This is a genomic window from Amycolatopsis thailandensis, assembly GCF_042723255.1.
Classification (GTDB): Bacteria; Actinomycetota; Actinomycetes; order Mycobacteriales; family Pseudonocardiaceae; genus Amycolatopsis; species Amycolatopsis thailandensis.
The window spans coordinates 20,788-38,654 of record NZ_JBHXJK010000052.1; the positions used below are offsets into that span (position 1 = coordinate 20,788).

At 68.3% G+C, this 17,867-nt stretch carries 17 protein-coding genes; 8 read left to right on the top strand and 9 right to left on the bottom strand.

Going from position 1 to position 17,867, the window contains the following annotated elements; genetic code table 11:
• Window positions 1-19 precede the first annotated feature (19 nt).
• The 5 genes from ACFWMR_RS21605 to ACFWMR_RS21625 are packed head-to-tail and all read right to left on the bottom strand — an operon-like array spanning window position 20 to window position 5,850.
• A complete protein-coding gene (locus ACFWMR_RS21605) occupies window positions 20-445 on the bottom strand; it encodes a roadblock/LC7 domain-containing protein (RefSeq protein WP_005156032.1) in 426 nt (141 codons plus the stop codon).
• Window positions 442-3,126, bottom strand: coding sequence for a sensor histidine kinase (locus ACFWMR_RS21610; protein WP_378379641.1), 2,685 nt, complete (start codon window positions 3,124-3,126; stop codon window positions 442-444). Before ACFWMR_RS21610 ends, ACFWMR_RS21605 begins: the two co-directional genes overlap by 4 nt.
• Window positions 3,127-3,128: 2 nt before the next feature.
• Entirely contained in the window at window positions 3,129-3,917 is a 789-nt protein-coding gene (locus tag ACFWMR_RS21615) for an ABC transporter ATP-binding protein (protein WP_378379642.1), read from the bottom strand.
• A complete protein-coding gene (locus tag ACFWMR_RS21620) occupies window positions 3,914-4,873 on the bottom strand; it encodes an ABC transporter permease (protein WP_093933238.1) in 960 nt (319 codons plus the stop codon). The genes ACFWMR_RS21615 and ACFWMR_RS21620 overlap by 4 nt, the downstream gene beginning before the upstream one ends.
• Window positions 4,870-5,850: an ABC transporter substrate-binding protein gene (locus ACFWMR_RS21625; protein WP_093933239.1), complete on the bottom strand. Its 981-nt coding sequence runs from the start codon at window positions 5,848-5,850 to the stop codon at window positions 4,870-4,872. Before ACFWMR_RS21625 ends, ACFWMR_RS21620 begins: the two co-directional genes overlap by 4 nt.
• Window positions 5,851-6,263: 413 nt before the next feature.
• On the opposite strand from ACFWMR_RS21625, the gene ACFWMR_RS21630 reads away from it, so the two are divergent.
• From ACFWMR_RS21630 to ACFWMR_RS21650, 5 genes are all read left to right on the top strand, one after another.
• Complete coding sequence (locus tag ACFWMR_RS21630; protein ID WP_378379643.1) at window positions 6,264-6,635, top strand: hypothetical protein; 372 nt, start codon at window positions 6,264-6,266, stop codon at window positions 6,633-6,635.
• A 582-nt stretch (window positions 6,636-7,217) separates the two neighbouring features.
• Entirely contained in the window at window positions 7,218-7,904 is a 687-nt protein-coding gene (gene pdxH / locus ACFWMR_RS21635) for a pyridoxamine 5'-phosphate oxidase (protein WP_093933241.1), read from the top strand.
• A 433-nt stretch (window positions 7,905-8,337) separates the two neighbouring features.
• Window positions 8,338-9,621 (top strand): MFS transporter, encoded by a 1,284-nt coding sequence (locus ACFWMR_RS21640; RefSeq protein ID WP_378274175.1) that lies wholly within the window; start codon window positions 8,338-8,340, stop codon window positions 9,619-9,621.
• Window positions 9,622-9,645: 24 nt separating this feature from the next.
• On the top strand, window positions 9,646-10,236 hold the full coding sequence (locus ACFWMR_RS21645) for a DUF3558 domain-containing protein (RefSeq protein WP_378379644.1): 591 nt from the start codon (window positions 9,646-9,648) through the stop codon (window positions 10,234-10,236).
• A gap of 89 nt (window positions 10,237-10,325) precedes the next feature.
• A complete protein-coding gene (locus ACFWMR_RS21650) occupies window positions 10,326-11,711 on the top strand; it encodes an APC family permease (RefSeq protein ID WP_378379645.1) in 1,386 nt (461 codons plus the stop codon).
• 3 nt (window positions 11,712-11,714) lie between these two features.
• On the opposite strand, the gene ACFWMR_RS21655 is transcribed toward ACFWMR_RS21650, so the two are convergent.
• From ACFWMR_RS21655 to ACFWMR_RS21665, 3 genes are read right to left on the bottom strand one after another with little or no spacing between them, the layout of a single operon-like run.
• Complete coding sequence (locus tag ACFWMR_RS21655) at window positions 11,715-12,542, bottom strand: MBL fold metallo-hydrolase (protein ID WP_378379646.1); 828 nt, start codon at window positions 12,540-12,542, stop codon at window positions 11,715-11,717.
• On the bottom strand, window positions 12,539-13,369 hold the full coding sequence (locus ACFWMR_RS21660; protein ID WP_378379647.1) for an MBL fold metallo-hydrolase: 831 nt from the start codon (window positions 13,367-13,369) through the stop codon (window positions 12,539-12,541). Before ACFWMR_RS21660 ends, ACFWMR_RS21655 begins: the two co-directional genes overlap by 4 nt.
• The gene (locus tag ACFWMR_RS21665) at window positions 13,369-13,932 is read right to left on the bottom strand and encodes a TetR/AcrR family transcriptional regulator (RefSeq protein ID WP_378274170.1); all 564 of its coding nucleotides are present in this window, start codon (window positions 13,930-13,932) and stop codon (window positions 13,369-13,371) included. The genes ACFWMR_RS21660 and ACFWMR_RS21665 overlap by 1 nt, the downstream gene beginning before the upstream one ends.
• 124 nt (window positions 13,933-14,056) lie before the next feature.
• Between ACFWMR_RS21665 and ACFWMR_RS21670 the strand changes: the two genes are divergently transcribed.
• Genes ACFWMR_RS21670 through ACFWMR_RS21680 form a run of 3 tightly spaced genes read left to right on the top strand, consistent with a single transcriptional unit; the run spans window position 14,057 to window position 16,342 of the window.
• Window positions 14,057-14,773, top strand: coding sequence for a helix-turn-helix domain-containing protein (locus ACFWMR_RS21670; protein ID WP_378379648.1), 717 nt, complete (start codon window positions 14,057-14,059; stop codon window positions 14,771-14,773).
• The gene (locus ACFWMR_RS21675; RefSeq protein ID WP_378379649.1) at window positions 14,770-15,546 is read left to right on the top strand and encodes a hypothetical protein; all 777 of its coding nucleotides are present in this window, start codon (window positions 14,770-14,772) and stop codon (window positions 15,544-15,546) included. Before ACFWMR_RS21670 ends, ACFWMR_RS21675 begins: the two co-directional genes overlap by 4 nt.
• 10 nt (window positions 15,547-15,556) lie before the next feature.
• Window positions 15,557-16,342 (top strand): aminoglycoside adenylyltransferase domain-containing protein, encoded by a 786-nt coding sequence (locus tag ACFWMR_RS21680; protein ID WP_378379650.1) that lies wholly within the window; start codon window positions 15,557-15,559, stop codon window positions 16,340-16,342.
• On the opposite strand, the gene ACFWMR_RS21685 is transcribed toward ACFWMR_RS21680, so the two are convergent.
• Window positions 16,319-17,827 (bottom strand): fatty acyl-CoA synthetase, encoded by a 1,509-nt coding sequence (locus ACFWMR_RS21685; protein ID WP_378379651.1) that lies wholly within the window; start codon window positions 17,825-17,827, stop codon window positions 16,319-16,321. The genes ACFWMR_RS21680 and ACFWMR_RS21685 overlap by 24 nt on opposite strands.
• Between the last annotated feature and the right edge of the window lie 40 nt (window positions 17,828-17,867).

Here is a 17,867-nt window from a genome sequence, read left to right on the forward strand (position 1 = left end):
TCCCTTGTCCCCTCGTCAGTTAGCTGCCGACGCTCTTCTTGAGTTCCTCGATCAGCGCGGGGGTGAGCACCTCGGTGGCCCGGTTGGCGAACATCGCCATCTCGTAGGCGATCGTGCCGAGGCTGGCCTGCTTGGTGGCGAGCACGCCGAGCGAACAACCGATGCTGATCGTGCAGACCAGCAGGTAGCCCTGCTCCAGCTCGATGATGATCTTGTCGGGCGACCCGAGCGGGTGGCTCTCGGAGACGCCGTGCGCCAGTCCGAGCATCGCCGAGCAGATCGCGGCCAGCCGGTCGGCGTTGGCGCGTTCCAGTTCGGACGACATCGCGATCAGCAGGCCGTCGGCCGAGACGGCGATCGCGCCCATCGCGCTCGCCGTGTTCTGTGCGAAGCGCGTCACCAACCAGTTGAAGTTCCGGGCTTCGACGCTGACTCCGGTCGTCATCTCTTGCTCTTCTCTCTCTGTTCCATCTCCGGGTTGACGGCTTTCTCCAACCCGTCACTGAAGGCGTCGAACGCGGCACGCTCGGCCTCGGGGTCACGCATGCCCTTGGGCTTGGTGGTGTTCAGCGCCGCCCGCGCGGTCTGGTGTCGCGCGGCCGGCCCTTTCGCCAGTCCCGGCGCCAACTGGGCGCCGGGGACCCGCCGGGTGAGACCGCCGCGCGAGGCGGCGGGCACCGGTGTCGGGGTCGGCATCGGCATCGGGTTGCCCGCCGGCGGGCTCACCGGGGGCGGAGGTGCTTGCGGCGGTACCGGATCTTGAGGGGATCCTGTGGTGGCCTTCGCGAGTCCGGCCTCGAACCCGTCGAAGGCCGCTTTGGCCGCTTCTGGATCATGCCTGGACTTCTGCCGCGACGGCGCGTCGGGGGCACCGGGAAGCTGAGCGCCCTTGACCCGCCGCCGCAGACCGCCGCGGGTCTCCCCGGAGTCGGCGGTCAGCGTCGGCTTGGGCGCCTCGAACGCGGGCAGGGACACGGGCGGTGAAACGGGAAGCGGTGCGGGTTCCGGCATCGGCTCCGCGATCTCGCCGTCGGTCTTGCGGAACCAGCGGAAGTCCCGGGGTGGCAGACCGTCGCGCGGGATCATCCCGGCGATCGCCAGTGTCGGCGGCTCGTGCGCGGGCGCCTTCTCCCGAGGCTGGGCCCGGGGTGGCTGCGGGACGGGTTCGTCGCCCGGTTCCACCGTCGGCCACGCCGGCGGCGCCGGGACCGACTTCGGCACCGGCGCCCGGTAGGTCAGCAGATCCGACGGGACGATGATGCGCGCGGTGATGCCCTCGCCCGGCTCGGTTTCGGTCAGCTCGACCTTGAGCCCGTGCCGCCGCGCGAGCCGTCCGACCACGAACAGCCCGAGCACACTGGTCGGCGCCAGTTCGAGCCGCTCGCGTTCGACCAGCCGCCGGTTCTCCTCGGCCAGCCGTTCGGCGGTCATGCCGATGCCCTGGTCCACGATCACGATCAGGCACGAGCCGTCGGGCAGGATCTTCGTTCCGACGTCCACAAAGGACTCCGGCGGCGAGAACGACGTCGCGTTCTCCAGCAACTCGGCGAAGATCAGCACGAGATCCGAACCGAACGGCGACGACAGCAGGAGGTCGCCCATCGAACCGAGCCGGACCCGCTGGTAGTCCTCGATCTCCGCGAGCGCGGAGCGCAACGCCGTCGACAGCTCGATCGGCCCGGAAATCCTTGCCTCGTCGCGGTTTCCCGAAACGACGAGGAGGTTGTCCGCGTTCCGGCGCAGACGGGTGGAGAGGTGGTCGAGCCGGTAGAGGCTCGCCAGCAGCGCGACGTCCTGTTCGTTGCGCTCCAGTTCGTCGACCAGCGCCAGCTGCCTGCCCACCAGGTTCTGCGTCCGCTTCGCGACGTTGGCGAACATGAGGCCGACGTTGCGCCGCGTGACGGCCTGCCGTTCCACCAGTTCGGCCGCGGTCGCCTGGACCCGGTTGAACGCTTCGGCCAGCTTGCCGAGTTCGTCCTGGGAGGACACGTCGATCGTGGCGAGCCGCGGCGCGAGTTCTTCCGCCTGCTCGGTGTCGGTGACGCGCACCAGTTCGGTGCTCGCGAGGTCGGCGACCGACGTCGCCGCCGTGGTCAGCTTCCGCAGCGGATCGGCGATCGACCGGCTGACCGCGATCGCGAGACCACCGACCAGCAGGAACAGCACACCGGCGCCGACACCGATCGTCCACGCCAGGTTCTGCGCGGCGTCCGCGCGCGCGGACGCGGTGTCGGTGATGCCGGTGGTGACCGCGTCCTGGGCAAGCCGCCGCTGGTTGGACTGGGCGTCGACGGCGCCGAGGATGTCCGGCAGCAGGCTCTGCACGGCCTGCGAGCCGCGGGTCTCCGCGATCTTGCCTTCCAGCGCGTCGACCCGGCGGCCCGTCTCGCCCTGCTCGACCGCGACGACCTGGGTCGCCTGGGTGACGTCGGCCTGCTGCACGAACCGTTCGAGGAACAGCGACGACTGCTGTTTCGCGTCGTCCAGCACCGGCCGCCCGGAATCGGGGGTGACCAGCACGATGATCAACGCCATACCGCGCAACGAGTTCTCCTCGTTCGCGCGCAGCAGCGCGTCGAGCGCTGTCAGCTGACGGGTGCCCTCCGCGTCACTGGTCTGCTGCGGGACGAGACGGAGCGAGTTGATGACCGCGTCGATCACCGCGTGATACGTCCGCGCCACGCTGTCGAGCGAGGCGCCGCGCCGGAGCGCGTTCTCCCGGATCTCGTTCAGCGACCCGATCCGCACCAGCGCCGCCGCGAGCTCTTCCGGAGCGTCGGCGGGCAGCTGCGCGCGCACCTGGTTCACCGTGTCCGCGACGACGCCCTGCTGCTTCAGCATCGCCGAGCTGCTCGCCGACGACGACGCGATGTAGTGCGCCGTCAGCAGCCGCTCCCGTTGCAGTTCCCACGCCAGCGTGCCGAGGGCACGGGCCTGCGACGCGACGTCGGCGGTGGTGCGGGCGGACCGGGCGTCGTCGACTTCACCGGCGACGTAAGGCACCGACACCAGGACCACGGCGGTCAGCGGCAGCATCAGGAGCAGGTTGAGCTTGCCCCGGATGCCGAGTCTGCCGAGCAGTCCGGAACGCGGGGTGCGTTCCGGCCGGGTCTTCCCGTGCCTCATGGTCACCTTTCTTCTCGGCTCCGCCCGAGATGTCCGCGGTGCTGTTCCCGGACGAGATCTTCGATGGACGCGCGCAGCGCGACGAACTCCGGCGCGCGTTTGACCGCGAGCTCGCGGTCTTCGGGCAGGTCGACCACGATGTCGGCGGCCACCCGGCCCGGATCCGAGGCCAGCACCACGACGCGTCTTCCGAGGAACACGGCCTCTTCGACGTCGTGGGTCACCATCAGCACGGTGGTGCCGGTGTCGGTCCAGATCCGGCGGATCAGGACCTGCATGTCCTCTTTGGTCTGGACGTCCAGCGCGCCGAAAGGTTCGTCCAGCAGCAGGACGTCGGGCTCGCCCGCCAGCGCCCGCGCGATCGCGACGCGCTGCTTCTGCCCGCCGGAAAGCTGTTTGGGCAACGACTTCCGCAGATGGGCGAGCCCGGTCTCTTCGAGATACCAGTCGACCCGGCGCGCGCGTTCGGCCTTGTCGAGGCTGAGCAGTTCGAGTCCGAACGCGACATTGCTCTCCACCGTGCGCCACGGGTACAGCGCGCCGTGCTGGAACACCAGGCCGCGATCCGGGCCGGGCCCGGTCACGGCGTCGCCGTCGAGGGTGATGAGACCTTCGGACGGCTCGGTCAGGCCGGCGATCAGCGAGAGCAGGGTCGACTTGCCGGACCCGCTCGCGCCGACCACGCAGACGAAGTCGCCGCGCGCGACGTCGAGGTCGATCCCGTCGAGCGCGCGGGTTGTCTTGCCGCGGACGGTGTAGTCCTTCGCGACGGCTTTCAGCTGGAGCGTCACGCCGCCCACCTCCCGACCCGGGCCCGCAGGAGCCGCAGCGCGATGTCGATGACCAGCCCGAGCAGGCCGATCACGATCAGCAGCGCGAAGATCCGGTCGGTCTGGGTGAACCGCTGCGCCCGCATGATCCGCAGGCCGAGTCCGGCGGTGGCGTTGATCAGTTCGGCGACCACCACGAAGTTCCACGCGGCGGCGGCGTTGACGCGGGTCGCGTCGATCATGCCGGGCAGCGCGTGCGGGACGATCACCTTGCGCAGGACCTCACCGCGTCGCGCGCCGAGCGTGTAGGACACGTCGATCAGCGAACGCGGCACCCCGCGCACGGCGTCGGCGGTCATCAGCGTGTTGAAGAAGACCGTGCCGAGGAACAGGACCGCGACCTTCGACGGCTCGCCGAGGCCGAGCCAGATCATCAGCAGCGGGATGAACGCGCTCGCCGGCAGGTACCGCAGCATCGCGATGACCGGTTCGAACAGCGCCAATCCCGCGTTGAACGTCCCCATCACGATGCCGAGCGGGACCGAGACGAGCACCGCGAGCCCGAAGCCGAGCAGCACCCGCTGGGTCGTCGCCCAGAGATCGCTGAACAGTTCGCCGGACTCGATCATCTTCAGCAGCGCGTCGAACACCGCGACCGGCGTCGGCAGGAACGTGGGCTTGATGGTGCCCAGCGCGTTCAGCGTCACCCAGATCAGCAGCGGGATCGCGAACGAGGCCACCGCCAGCGTCCACCGCCAGCGCGCGGGGATCGGTGTCCGGAGCGAGAACAGCGGGGACGCGTTCGGCTTGAGGCCCGCCCGGCGGGGCAGCGGCGACCAGTCCGGTCGCGCGCCGCCCCGGCGACGGTCTTCCTGCGCTTCGGCGAGCCGCTGCTCGTCGTCGAGACGCCGCGCTTCGGCCTCGTCAGCGGCGTCCGTCCGCTGAGAGGCGGGCTTCGCCGCGTCGGTGGTGCTCACTTCACCGCCTTGACGTACTGGTCGTCGAACAGCCCGTCGATGTCGGGCCGGTTCTGCGCGAGCCCGTTGGAGAGGATGAATTCGACGATCTTGCCCGCCTGGAAGTTGAGGTGGGCCGGGGTCACGCCGGGGGTGAAGGCGTCGAGGTTCTGCTGCTTGGTGAAGATCGTGGTGCCGGCGTCGTAGGTCTTGTACTCGTCGATCGACACGGCGCCGCGTTTTGCCATGATCTTCACGGCTTCGTCCCGATTCTGCTTGATCCACTCGACCGTCTCGAACCAGGTGTTCACCAGCGCCTGGACCTCCTTCTTGCGCTCCTTCGACATCTGCTCGGAGACGACAAGGTGGTCGGGGATGGCACCGGGGAACTCGGCGGACGTCGCGATCGCGCGGCTGCCGGGGCGCTCCAGCGCCTTCGTGGTGAAGGGGGCGAAGGCGGCGACGGCGTCGACCTGCTCGCCGACGAACGCGGCCGCGGCGGCGTCGGTCAGCAGCGGGACCAGCTCGACGTCCTTTTCGGTCAGCTTCGCCTCCTGCAGCGCGAGCAGCAGGAGGTAGTGGTCGACGGTGCCCTGTTCGACGGCGATCTTCTTGCCCTTGAGGTCGGCGACGCCGGTGATCCCCTGGCGGGCGATGATCTTGTCGTTGCCGGTCGAGTTGTCGTTGACCAGCACGACCGACAGTTTCGCGCCACCGCTGACCGACGCGAGGGTGTCGTTCAGGGTCTGGCTGTTCGCGTCGATCGCGCCGGAGGAGAGCGCGTTGATGCTCTCGGTGTAGCTGTCGAACCACTTCAGGTCGACGGTCACGCCGTTCTTCTCGAAGAGGCCCTTCTCCTGGGCCACGGCCCACGGGAACCAGCCCGGCCAGGCGCTGTAACCGATGGTGACCTTGGTGCCGGAGGCCGCCGTGCTGTCGGAACATGCCGAAAGGGCGGTCACGCCCGCGAGCGAAATGGCGCACAACAACGCCGTCATGAGACGGCGGTAACGGGAAATCACAACGCACTCCTGGGGAAGGGGAGTAACTCGGGCGTGGAAAGTTCCGGCGGTTCGAGCGCAGGACTGATCGACCGGTGTCGGGCTCCTCGTGGAAGCCCGGCCGGCAATAGCGGATGGATCAGCCGCACACCCGGCAGTCCCATCCGAAACCTCTGAACACTCTGGATAGAGGTGATCACCCCGTTGCTCTCGGCGGCGATCCTATCGAGTGGCGCAAGGTCTACCTAGTGTGATCGTCAGCTCTTGCTCGATTTGCTGTCACATTCTGCTAAATCCGGCCGTTCGCCCCAAGGGGAAGAGTCTCGCCTGATGGGCAACCCCGGCCGGTCGGGGTACGTCGATCGGGTGGCGGGTGAAAACTTCGCCCGTCTTCCGGGAGGGAGCAGAGGATGAAATTTCGTTCGGCCGCGTTGTGCGTCGCTGGGGCGGCGATCGTGTCCACCTTGGCCGGAGCGGGTCAGGCGAACGCGACCAGACCGTCCAGTCTGGTGTTGAGCCCTGGCGCCGTCGTCGCAGGTGGGACGGTCACCGCGGACATCTATTGCCTGCGCCCGTCCGGTGCGGGCGAGCTCGCGACGACGCTCGCCGCGGACGGTCTCGCCGCGCCGATTCCCTTGCGGGTGGTGGGAGACGGCGGTACCGGGGGCATCGGCGTCGCGCTCCGGGGCGACGGTCCAGTGGGGACGGTGCCCGGCCGGTACACGGCGTCGTACGACTGCTGGGGCTGGATTGTCCGCGCGGAGTTCACTGTCACGAACTGACAGCCGGACAGGAGAAGTGAAGGCCGGTTTCGGGACGAATTGCCGTCCCGGGCCGGTCTTCTGACACATCTTGCCCGGATGTGTCGCGGAGGTTTCCCGGCCGGGTAATTTCTGTCAATCGACAGAATTAACGGGACGGCGGACCGGTCGCCCGCGCGGGCCGGACTCGAATGGCCGGAAGAATTGTTCGCGGGCGCCGGAATGGTCGGCGAAGAAAAGGGAAGCGGGGGCCTTTTTCATTGGCGGACGATTCCTTGTCGATCTGCGCGGACCCGGTCTGTCCAGGCAATTCCCGCGCCGGATAAAGACGGGCCGGTCCGGCTCCGCGGCGGCGAGCGCGATTCCGCGGGTCGCCGGGGCGATTCGGAACAAAGCGGTACGACGGGCGTCCCGTGCTGGATCGATCAGGACCGGGCAGGTAACCGGGAGGTAACGGCTTGCGGTCCAGCGGTTACGCACAGATGATCGGACGGGGGTGGCGGGTGTCACCGTTCAGTGGGTTTCGCCGCCGCGTCGGAGGCAATACCGTCGGCGGCGAAGCCGCAGTCACAGATGCCCCGACCGGGTACGGAGGTTTGGCGGATGATGCCGGAGATCAAGGAAGGCGCTGCCGACAACGGCGACGCCGTCGTTCGCCTGCCCGGGATGCGGGTGGCCTACGAAGGGGCCGCTTTCGACGAGTCCGCGCTGGCGGAGACCTGGACCACCCAGCTCCAGGACTGGCTGAACCAGGCCGTCTCCGCCGGGGTCGCCGAACCGAACGCGATGGTGCTCGCCACGGCCGACCCGGAGGGCAGGCCGTCCTCCAGGACCGTCCTGTGCAAGGGCCTCGACGAGCGCGGCGTCGTGTTCTACACGAACTACACGTCGACCAAGAGCCACGACCTCACCGCGACGCGCTATGCGTCGATCACCTTCCCCTGGTACGCCCTCCAGCGCCAGGTGCACGTGCGCGGCGAGGTGGAGAAGGTCAACGTCGCCGAGACCGCCGAGTACTGGGCCTCCCGGCCGCGGGGTTCACAGCTCGGAGCCTGGGCGTCGCCGCAGTCCCGCGTCGTCGACGGCCGCCGCGCCCTCGAGACCGCGCTGCACGGCATCGAGCGCCGCTTCGCCGACGTCGAGAACATCCCCTTCCCGCCGCACTGGGGCGGGTGGCGCATCCGGCCCGACGTCGTCGAGTTCTGGCAGGGCCGCGAGGACCGCATGCACGACAGGCTCCGCTACGTCCGCACCGACGACGGCTGGCAGGTAGAGCGCGTCGCGCCGTGATATCTCTCGAGCGCTGACGAAAAGCGCGCCGAAGGGGCGCCAGGCCGCTTCCAACTCGCGTTGGGTGCGGAGGGCGCCCCTTCATCGCGTTTTCGTGGGCCTTCGGCCCGAAAGAGGGCGCTCGAGGTGAAGTCTCCCGTCGCGCTGACGCGCTTCCGGGAGACGCGTGGGGTCACGGAGACTGGGGCGCGACAGCGTGGGGTCACGGAGACTAGGGCGCGACAGCGTGAGGTCACCGGGGCCGTGGCGCGAGCGCAGCGCCGTGGGCTGAAGGGGACTTTCGCCGCGTGAGACGTGGTGAAGGGGACTTTCGCCGCATCTCATGAGGCGAAAGCGTCCTTCGCCGCGTCTGACGTGGGGAAAGTTCCCTTCGGGTGGTGGGTGACATAAATCGCGCGCGGTTGGTTAGTTAGCGCGGCTAAGCTGTCTGGTTGTGAGTGATGACGTGGGGGTTGAGCAGCGCAAAGGTGTCCGCAAGCTGTTCGGCTCGATCGTCGTGGACACCCGGCCGCTCAAGATCCCCGCGTTCCGCCGCCTCTGGCTGTCCACGGCGGTCACCGCCATCGGCAGCCAGCTCACCGCCGTCGCGGTCCCCAAACAGGTCTTCGACCTCACCGGCTCGTCGGCGTACGTCGGCCTGACGGGCCTCGTCGCGCTGATCCCCCTGCTCGTCTTCGGCCTCTGGGGCGGCGCCATCGCGGACGCCGTCGACCGCCGCAAGCTCCTGCTCGTCACCAACGTCGGGGTCACCGTCACTTCGGCGGTCCTGTGGCTCCAGGCGTTCGTGAACATCGGCTCCGTCTGGCTCGTCCTGGCCCTGCTCGCGGTCAACCAGGCGTTCTTCGCGGTCAACATGCCGACCCGCAGCGCCGTCGTCGCCCGGCTGGTGCCGGACAACCTGATCGCGCCCGCGACCGCGCTGAGCAGCACGATGGCCACCTTCGGGGCGGTCTTCGGCCCACTGCTCGCCGGGTCGCTGATCCCGATCCTCGGCCTCTCGACGCTGTACCTGATCGACGTCGTCGCGCTGACCCTGACCCTCATCGCAGTCTGGAAGCTGCCCCCGATCCCGCCGCTCGGCGAGATCGCGCGCCGCGCCGGGATCCGCGACATCATCGACGGCTTCAAATACCTGGCGACCCAGAAGATCCTGCTGGCGTCCTTCCTCGTCGACATCATCGCGATGGTCGCGGGCATGCCGCGGGCGCTGATCCCGGAGATGGCGGAACGCACCTTCGGCGACCCGCCCGGCGGCGGACCGGCGCTGGGCTGGCTGTACGCCGCGCTCCCGGCTGGCGCGATGCTGATCGGCCTCTTCTCCGGCTGGCTGACCAAGATCGGCAAACAAGGTGCCGGCGTGATCATCTCGGTCTGCGTCTGGGGCGCCGCCATCGTCGGCTTCGGACTCGCGAACTCGCTGTGGCTCGCGGTCTTCTTCATGGCGCTCGCCGGGGCCGCCGACATGGTCAGCGCGATCTACCGGATGTCGATCCTGCAGGTCGCCACCACCGACGAGATGCGCGGACGGCTCCAGGGCGTGTTCACCGTCGTCGTCGCGGGCGGTCCGCGGATCGCCGACCTCACCCACGGCTGGGCTGCCGCCGGTGTCGGCACCGCGGCCGCCGCCTCGGGCGGCGGGGTGCTGGTCATCGTGCTGGTCGTCGCCGCCGCCCTGCTGATCCCGTCCTTCTGGCGGTACCGGGCCCCGGTGGACTGATTCGCCGGGGCTATCGTCGGGCCCATGCGTATTTCACGAGCGATCGTCGGATTCGCCGCTGTCATCGCGACCCTTTCCGCCTGTTCTTCCGGGGACGGGAAGTCGGACAACGCGGCGAAGCCGTCGAGCCAGGCGCCCGCTCCGTCCTCCTCCGCCGCGCCGAGTTCTTCGGCCGCTCCCACCGGTGGCGCCGGTTCGAAGGAGCCGTGCGCGCTGCTGCCCGCCGAGGCCGTCTCGAAGGCGATCAACATCCAGGGCGTGACGTCGGCGCCGGGCCCGGTGCAGGACAACGCAGCCAACGGCGGCAAGGCCAGGAGCTGCGTCTACTCCGCGAACGGCAAGGAACTCGGCGCGCTCGCCGTGACCCGCTTCGAAGGCAACAAGATCAAGCCCCCCGAGATGATCGCGGCGATGAAGAAGGCGAAGACGAACGCGAAGGACGTCGCCGGGGTCGGTGAGGGCGCCATCTACTACACCGACGAGAACAAGACCGCGACGCTGGCGGTCGCCGAAGTCGTGAACAACGTCCCGATGCTGGTCAACTACACCGGGCCGATCAAGATGACGCAGGAGATGATGCTCCCGCTGGTGAAGACCGCGGTCGACGCGAACTGATACCCCGAATCGGTCTCCGTCAACCCGTGACGAAGAACTGACCAAATCGGACTGTCGGCCACAGACGTGATGCGGCACACTCTTGCCGCATGGCGGACACGACGACAACGGAACAGGCCGGCCCTGCCGGTCAGCCGAGCCTCAAACGGGTCATGGGTTCCAAGCTCCTGCTGTTCTTCGTGGTGGGGGACATCATCGGGACGGGCGTCTACGCGCTCACCGGGCAAGTGGCGGGACGGGTTGGCGGCGCGCTCTGGCTGCCGTTCCTGATCGCCTTCGTGGTCGCGATCATGACCGCGTTCAGCTACCTGGAACTGGTCGGCAAGTACCCGCAGGCGGCGGGGGCCGCGCTGTACACGCACAAGGCGTTCAAGATCCGCTTCCTCACCTTCATGGTGGCGTTCGCGGTGATGTGTTCGGGGATCACGTCGGCCTCGTCCGCGGCGAAGGCCTTCGGAGACACCTATCTCGCCGAGTTCATCACCGCGCCGATGCCACTGGTGGCGATCCTGTTCGTGATCGGACTCGGGCTGATCAACTTCCGTGGGGTCTCCGAATCGGTGAAGACCAACGTGGTGCTGACCTGCATCGAGATCGGCGGGCTGCTGATCATCATCGGGGTCGGTGTCTGGGCGGTGCTCAACGGCAACGGGGACGCCTCGCGGCTGGTCGAGTTCGACACCGAGAACCAGACGATGCTGGTGGCGATCACCTCGGCGACGTCGCTGGCGTTCTTCGCGATGGTCGGTTTCGAGGACTCGGTCAACATGGCCGAGGAGTGCAAGGACCCGATCCGGATCTTCCCGAAGGCGATGCTGTGGGGCATGGTCATCGCCGCGACCATCTACATCCTGGTCTCCGTGACCTCTTCGCTGCTGGTGCCCGCCGACGAGCTGGAGGCCGCCAAGAGCAGCGCGCTGCTGAAGGTGCTCGACGTCGGGGCGCCCGGGTTCCCGCGCGAGGTCTTCTCCGCGATCGGTCTCTTCGCGGTCATCAACTCGGCGCTGATCAACATGCTGATGGCCAGCCGCCTGCTCTACGGCATGGCGAACCAGCGGATCATCCCGAAGCAGCTCGGCACCGTGCACCCGTTCCGCCGCAGCCCGTGGGTGGCGATCGTGTTCACCAGCGTCATCGCCATCGGTCTCGTGTCCTTTGTGGACATCAGCGTGCTCGGCGGTACGACGGCGTTGCTGCTGCTGGCCGTCTTCGCCATCGTCAACGTCGCCGTGCTGGTGCTGCGCAAGGAAAAGTCGGCGCACAAGCATTTCCGTGCGCCGACGATCGTCCCGGTGCTGGCCGCGATCTTCTGTGTCTACCTGGTGACACCGTTGTCCGGACGGCCCGCGCGCGACTACAAGGTCGCCGCGATCCTGCTCGGCGTCGGTGTCGTGCTGTGGGGGATCAACTGGCTCGTCATGCGGGCGACGCACAGCGAGGAGGACCGGCAGCCCATCGAGCCGCCGGTCGGCTGACCCCTAACCGCGGCTGAGGGCCTGGTACTCCACCGGGCTGTGGGCCGAGAACACGGTGATCTCGTCGGCGTGTTCTCGGCTCAGCTCCCGCAGCCGTTCGACGTTCTCCAGACGCGGCTTGCGCAGCGTCTGCACCATGTTCTGGAATACGGTCATCCCCGGCGGGCAGTGCGGTTTCACCGGATCCATCTGACCGTGGAAGAAGTACGCGTCACCCGCGTGCAGCAGCCAGCCGTCGCCGGTGTCGACCGCGACCCCGGTGTGGCCCTTGGTGTGTCCCGCGAGCGGCACCAGCAGGATCTCCGGCGGCAGGCCTTTGAGCTCGCGGACGGCCTGGAAGCCGAACCACTCGTCACCGGCCTCGTCGTAGGTGCTCCACAGTGGACGGTGGGCGAACTGGTTGGCGCGGAACCGGAACTTCTCGCTCGCGTTCGCGGGTGAGGTCGCCGCGTCGTGCTCCGAGGTGCGGACGTGCACGACCGCGTTCGGGAAGTCCGCGAGCCCGCCCGCGTGATCGACGTCGAGGTGGGTGCAGACGATGTGCCGCACGTCCTCCGGCTTGTGGCCGAGAGCTTCGACCTGGTGGGCCGCCGTTTCCACCTCGACCGGCTTCGCGCCGACCATGATCGTGAACGGCGTGCCGAGCCACGCGCCGGGATTCGCGACACCCTTGCGGCCGAAACCGGTGTCCACCAGCACGAGCCCGTCGCCGGTCTCGATCAGAAGGCAGTGCGCCACCAGCTCCGAGCGGCGCAGCAGACCGGGCTGGCCGTCGAGGAACTTGCCTCCCGGCGCCCGCATCGTGCCGCAGTTCAGATGGTGGACCTTCATAGCCTGCTCCTCTGGCTGAGCCGTTCGAATGCGGTGGCGTCGTGCGCGGCGAACACCGTCACTTCGTCACCGTTGTTACTGACAAGTTCGCGCAGCCGGCGCTGGTTGTCCAGTCGTGCCGTTTTCTCCGTCTGCATGTACGACTCGAAGAAGCCGAGTGCGAAGGGGATGTGCGGCTTTTCCGCCAGTTCGCCGCCGTGGAAGACGGCGTCACCGGCGTTGAGGAGCCAGCCGTCACCCGTGTCGACAGCGACGCCGGCGTGGCCGCGGGTGTGCCCGGCGAGGGGGATGATCAGGACGTCCGGCACACCTTCGAGCTCGCGGACGGCGTCGAAACCGAACCAGGGCTCGCCGTCGGCGCGGTACGACTTCCAGATCGGGCCGTGGCTGAACTGGACCTTCCGGTAGCGGCCGGCCTCCTTGCGGTCGACCGGCTTTTCGAGCGCCTGGAGCTCGCGGGCGTGCACGTGGACCCGCGCCCGCGGGAAGTCGACGAGCCCGCCCGCGTGATCGAGGTCGAGGTGGGTGAGCACGATGTCGCGCACGTCGGCCGGGTCGAAGCCGAGTTCGCGGATCTGCGTGGTGGCGCTGAGGTCGTCGTCGCTGTCGGGGTGGACCAGCCGGACGAAACCGGCACCGAGCCATTCGACCGGCCGGGTGACGGTCGGGGTCCCGACGCCGGTCTCGATGAGCACGAGCCCGGTGTCGGTCTCCAGCAGAAGACAGTGGCAGATCAGTTCCGCGCGGCGGAACAGGCCGGGCTTGCCGTCGACGAGTTTGCCGCCGAGCGGCCGCATGGTCCCGCAGTTGAGATGGTGGACGCGCATCAGGGCAGCTCCCGTTCGAGTGTGGTGCGAAGGTGAGGGGCGATCGCGCGCAGCGGCGCGGTGTCGTGCAACGTCTTGGCCAGCAGCAAGCCGCCCTCGACGGCGGCGAGGACGACTGTCGCCAGGTGGGCCGCCTTGTCGGTGTTCAGCGCTTCGGCGATCAGGGTGTGCCAGGAGGTGTAACCGTCGGCGCAGGCCCGGCGGATCTCCTCGCTGTCACCCGACGCGTCGAGCGCGACCGTCGCGAGCGGGCAACCTCGCTGGAAATCAGACTCCTCCAAGGACTTCGCGAGCGCGTCGACGACGTTCTCGATGCCCGTGATCACGTCGGGCGAGCTCGCGACGATCGCGCGCAACTGGTCGCAGAGCCGATCGGCGGACTGGCGGATGGCCTCGGCGGCCAGCTGTTCCTTGCCGCCGGGGAAGTGGAAGTAGAGCGATCCCTTGGGCGCGCCGACGGCGGCGACGAGCTGGTTGAGACCGGTGGCGTGATAACCCTGCTGGTGGAAGAGCTCGGCGGCGGAGTCGAGCATGCGCTGCCGGGTGTCGGTGCGGCGGACCATGCGGCCGACTGTAGCTCAAACTATGACGACCGGTCTAGTAAGACTGGTTTACACAAACCCTCTGTTTTGCGAATGTTTGTGTAAACTGGGCGGTGAACCGACCGGCGGCTGAAGGGGAGCGGGCATGGTCGACTCGGCCCAGTTGCTCCCGGTCGCGCGGGCGGCGCAGGTTCTGGACATTTCACGAGAGCGCGTCCGCGAACTCGTGCACGGCGGCAGGCTCGACGCGATTCGGATCGGCCGTGAACTGCTGATCGATGCCCGATCGGTCGAGCATCGGAAGAGCGTGGTGAAGCCCGCTGCCGGCCGCCCGCTTTCCGCGCGGATGGCCTGGGGATTCTTGTGGTCGCTGAGCGGCTCTAACCCGTCGTGGATCTCGCCGTCCGAGCGGGTCCGGCTCAAGCGCTACGCGCGGGAACGCGAGCCCGCTCAATGGCCGCGCCTGCTCTCCGGCCGTGCGCGCGTGTACCGCGTCCGGATGCTGGCTGGCCCGCTCGCACGGCTGCGGGAGGACCCGCATGCTGTTGTCAGCGGCCCGGCCGCCGCTGGTCATTACGGTGCCGATTTGATGGCGGGGGGCGCGGACGAGGAGTTCTACGTGGACGCCGCCCGTTTCGAGGAGCTCGCGCGGTCACGACGGCTTCGACTGGACAGTGCGGAGCCCAACGCGGTGATCCGCGTTCCGGCCCTGTCTGGTGTTCTTCGTCCGCCGGGATCGGACGGCTACGCGATCCCGGCGGCCGTCGCGGCGGATCTGCTCGATGCCGGGGATGAGCGCTCTGTCCTTGCGGCGCAACAACTTCTCACCCGTTTGGGCGAGGTGCATAAGCTCGGCGGATGATCGATTCCGCGCGGCCCGGTCTGGGCACGCTGGCTTTGCCACCGTTGCAGGGCGGGGGTGACCGTATCGTCTGGCCCGCGATGTTCGACCTCGCTGACCGGTTGCCCAAACCTTGGGTCATGATCGGCGGGCAGATGGTCATCCTCCACGGTCTGCTGGCCGGTCGTTCGATCCCACGCGTGACCAAGGACATCGATCTACTCTTCGATGTTCGTTTCACGCTCGACGCGTTCCCTCGCGCGCACGAAGTGCTCAAGAACCTTGGCTACGAGGTCGATGGCATCAGTGCGGACGGCAAAGCGCATCGCTACCTGCACCCGGACAGCGGCATGGTGATCGACATCCTCGCGCCGGACAAACTCGGCGCTCGCGCCGCCCCAAAACTCCGGACGCCCGCCGGAAAGATCGTCTCGATCCCCGGTGGCAAGACGGCGCTGGACGACGCGCGGCCGCTCTCGGTCGTCTACGACGGGAAGTCGGCGACCCTCTATCTGCCTGGGCTGGCCGCCGCTCTGGTCGTCAAGGTGAAGGCCTTGATCGATGAGCCGGTGAAGCCAGGTGCGCCCAGTCGTCATATCTCCGACATCGCGTTCCTGACTTCACTCGTCGATGACCCCGATGAGCTCTTTCCCGGGGAGCCGCCGGCCATACCCCGCTTCGGCTGTCTCGTCGATTGCCTCGACGACTCTCGGCACCCGGCCTGGCTCGCGCTTGGCAGTCCGCACGCCGAGGACGGGTTCAACGCATGGGAGATCCTACGCGAGACCGGGTAGCGTCCGCACCGTGTACACGCCCTACGCGGAACTCGATCAAGTCCTCACCGACTTGGTCGCTTCCGCCCGCGAGATCCTCGGCGACACCTACGTCGGCGCGTACGTCCAGGGGTCCTTCGCACTCGGAGCCGGAGACCTCCACAGCGACTGCGACTTCATCATCGCGACCACCGAACCGCCGAGCGGCGAGGCCGAGGCGGCCCTCCGCGTTCTCCACGACGAACTTCCCACCAGGGAAGGCTTCTGGTGCAAGGAAATCGAGGGCTCGTACGCGGACGTAGCCTCGTTGAGGACGAGCCAAGGGCTCGGCACGCCCTGGCTGTACTGCGATCACGGCCATCGCGTCCTGATCTGGGACACGCACTGCAACAGCCTCCACACCCGCTGGATCCTGCGCCACCGCGGCGTCGTGCTCGACGGCCCGCCGATCGCGAGCCTGGTCGACGAACCGCCGCCGGAGGCGATGCGCGCGGCGATGCGCGAGGAGCTGCACGGCCTGGTCGACGGCATCCGGACCTGGGCGCCCTTCGACATCGCGTGGACCCAGCGCTACATCGTGTCGACTTGTTGCCGCGTGCTCTACACCTTGCGCACGGCCGAGGTCGAGTCGAAGCGCGGCGCGCTCGAATGGGCTCGCGAACACCTCGATCCACGCTGGCGGTCGTTGCTCACGCAAGTCCTTCGAGATCGCGAACTCGGCTGGGATCCCGAAGATCCGCCGCGCCCGGGCAGTCTCGAAGCGGCTTGCGAGTTCGCCGCGTACGCCGAAGCGCTAGACCCCGATCGCGGACGCTGAACCGCCGAACTGTTGCCGCAGCTCGCGTTTGAGAAGTTTCCCGGAAGCGTTCTTCGGCAGTTCGCCGACGAAATGCACCGACTTCGGGACCTTGTGCGCCGCCAGTGACTTCTTGGCGAACTCGATCAACTCCGCTTCCTCGACGGACTCCTTCGCCACGACCACCGCGGCGATAGCCTCGATCCAGCGTTCGTGCGGCAGACCGACGACGGCGACCTCGGCGACGGCGGGGTGTGCGTACAGCGCGTCCTCCACCTCGCGCGACGCGACGAGCACGCCGCCGGTGTTGACGACGTCCTTGATCCGGTCGACCACGAACAGGTAACCCTCCTCGTCCTGGCGCACCAGATCGCCGGAGTGGAACCAGCCACCCGTGAAAGCCTCCACTGACTCCTCGGGCTTGCCCCAGTAACCCGTGCACAGCTGGGGAGAGCGGTACACGACCTCGCCGAGTTCGCCCGGCGGGAGGTCGTTCATCTCGGCGTCCACCACGCGCGTCTCGACGAACAAGACCGGGCGGCCGACGGAATCCGGTCGCGCGTCGTGCTCTTCGGGGCGCAGCACTGTCGCGAGTGGACCGATCTCCGACTGGCCGAAGCAGTTGTAGAAGCCGACCCCCGGCAGCTGTCCGCGGAGTTTGTTCAGCACCGGCACGGGCATGATCGACGCGCCGTAGTACGCCTTGGTGAGACCGCTCAGATCCGCGTCCGCGAGGCCGGGATGATTCGCGAGTCCCACCCAGACGGTCGGCGGGAAGAAGAGGGAAGTGACGCCCTGGCGCGGGATCCGCGCGAGGATGTCGCCGAGATCGGGCGCCTCGACGAGATGGTTCGTCGCGCCGACGGCCAGACCCGGCATGAGGAACACGTGCATCTGCGCCGAGTGGTACAGCGGCAGCGCGTGCAGCGGCACGTCGCGGTCGCTCAGGTCCAGCGCGGCGATGCAGGACGAGTATTCGTGCACCAGCGCGCGATGGGTGAGCATCGCGCCCTTCGGCCGGGAGGTCGTCCCGGACGTGTAGAGCAGCTGTACGAGATCGTCGTCCGCGACACCGGACTCCTCGTGCGGGACGACGGTCTCGTCGAGCGCCCAGCCGAGAATGTCCGAAGTGGACTTATGGTCGGACGTCACGTGCTCGGCCAGCGCGGGATCGACGAAGGCGACAGCGGGTTCGGACTGGGTGAGCAGGTACTCGAGTTCTTCGCCGCGAGCGTTGAAGTTCACCGGCACGTGCACCAGCCCGGCCCGCGCGCAACCGAGATACAGCAACAAGTACGCGTCGGAGTTCTTGCCGAACGCCGCGACGCGGTCACCGTGGACGAGTCCGCTTTCGAGCAGCTTCGCCGCGACCCGTCCCGCCGCGCGATCGAGCTCCGCGTACGTCCACACGCGATCGGCGAACGTGAGCGCGACCCTGCCCGGGACACGGCGCGCGCTCCGCTCCAAGACGCGGCCGACGGTGCTGGGGTAGCCGGGAACGGTCATCGCGGCGGTCTCCTTCGTCCGGGCGGGGCATTCTCACAGT

Excerpts from the sequence above, each read along its gene's own strand:
- ACFWMR_RS21610 (WP_378379641.1), bottom strand. The coding sequence starts at position 3,126 with ATGAGGCACGGGAAGACCCGGCCGGAACGCACCCCGCGTTCCGGACTG.
- ACFWMR_RS21645 (WP_378379644.1), top strand. The coding sequence starts at position 9,646 with ATGCGTATTTCACGAGCGATCGTCGGATTCGCCGCTGTCATCGCGACC.
- ACFWMR_RS21625 (WP_093933239.1), bottom strand. The coding sequence starts at position 5,850 with ATGACGGCGTTGTTGTGCGCCATTTCGCTCGCGGGCGTGACCGCCCTT.
- ACFWMR_RS21650 (WP_378379645.1), top strand. The coding sequence starts at position 10,326 with ATGGCGGACACGACGACAACGGAACAGGCCGGCCCTGCCGGTCAGCCG.
- ACFWMR_RS21660 (WP_378379647.1), bottom strand. The coding sequence starts at position 13,369 with ATGCGCGTCCACCATCTCAACTGCGGGACCATGCGGCCGCTCGGCGGC.
- ACFWMR_RS21655 (WP_378379646.1), bottom strand. The coding sequence starts at position 12,542 with ATGAAGGTCCACCATCTGAACTGCGGCACGATGCGGGCGCCGGGAGGC.
- pdxH (WP_093933241.1), top strand. The coding sequence starts at position 7,218 with ATGATGCCGGAGATCAAGGAAGGCGCTGCCGACAACGGCGACGCCGTC.
- ACFWMR_RS21675 (WP_378379649.1), top strand. The coding sequence starts at position 14,770 with ATGATCGATTCCGCGCGGCCCGGTCTGGGCACGCTGGCTTTGCCACCG.
- ACFWMR_RS21685 (WP_378379651.1), bottom strand. The coding sequence starts at position 17,827 with ATGACCGTTCCCGGCTACCCCAGCACCGTCGGCCGCGTCTTGGAGCGG.
- ACFWMR_RS21630 (WP_378379643.1), top strand. The coding sequence starts at position 6,264 with ATGAAATTTCGTTCGGCCGCGTTGTGCGTCGCTGGGGCGGCGATCGTG.
- ACFWMR_RS21605 (WP_005156032.1), bottom strand. The coding sequence starts at position 445 with ATGACGACCGGAGTCAGCGTCGAAGCCCGGAACTTCAACTGGTTGGTG.
- ACFWMR_RS21665 (WP_378274170.1), bottom strand. The coding sequence starts at position 13,932 with ATGGTCCGCCGCACCGACACCCGGCAGCGCATGCTCGACTCCGCCGCC.
- ACFWMR_RS21670 (WP_378379648.1), top strand. The coding sequence starts at position 14,057 with ATGGTCGACTCGGCCCAGTTGCTCCCGGTCGCGCGGGCGGCGCAGGTT.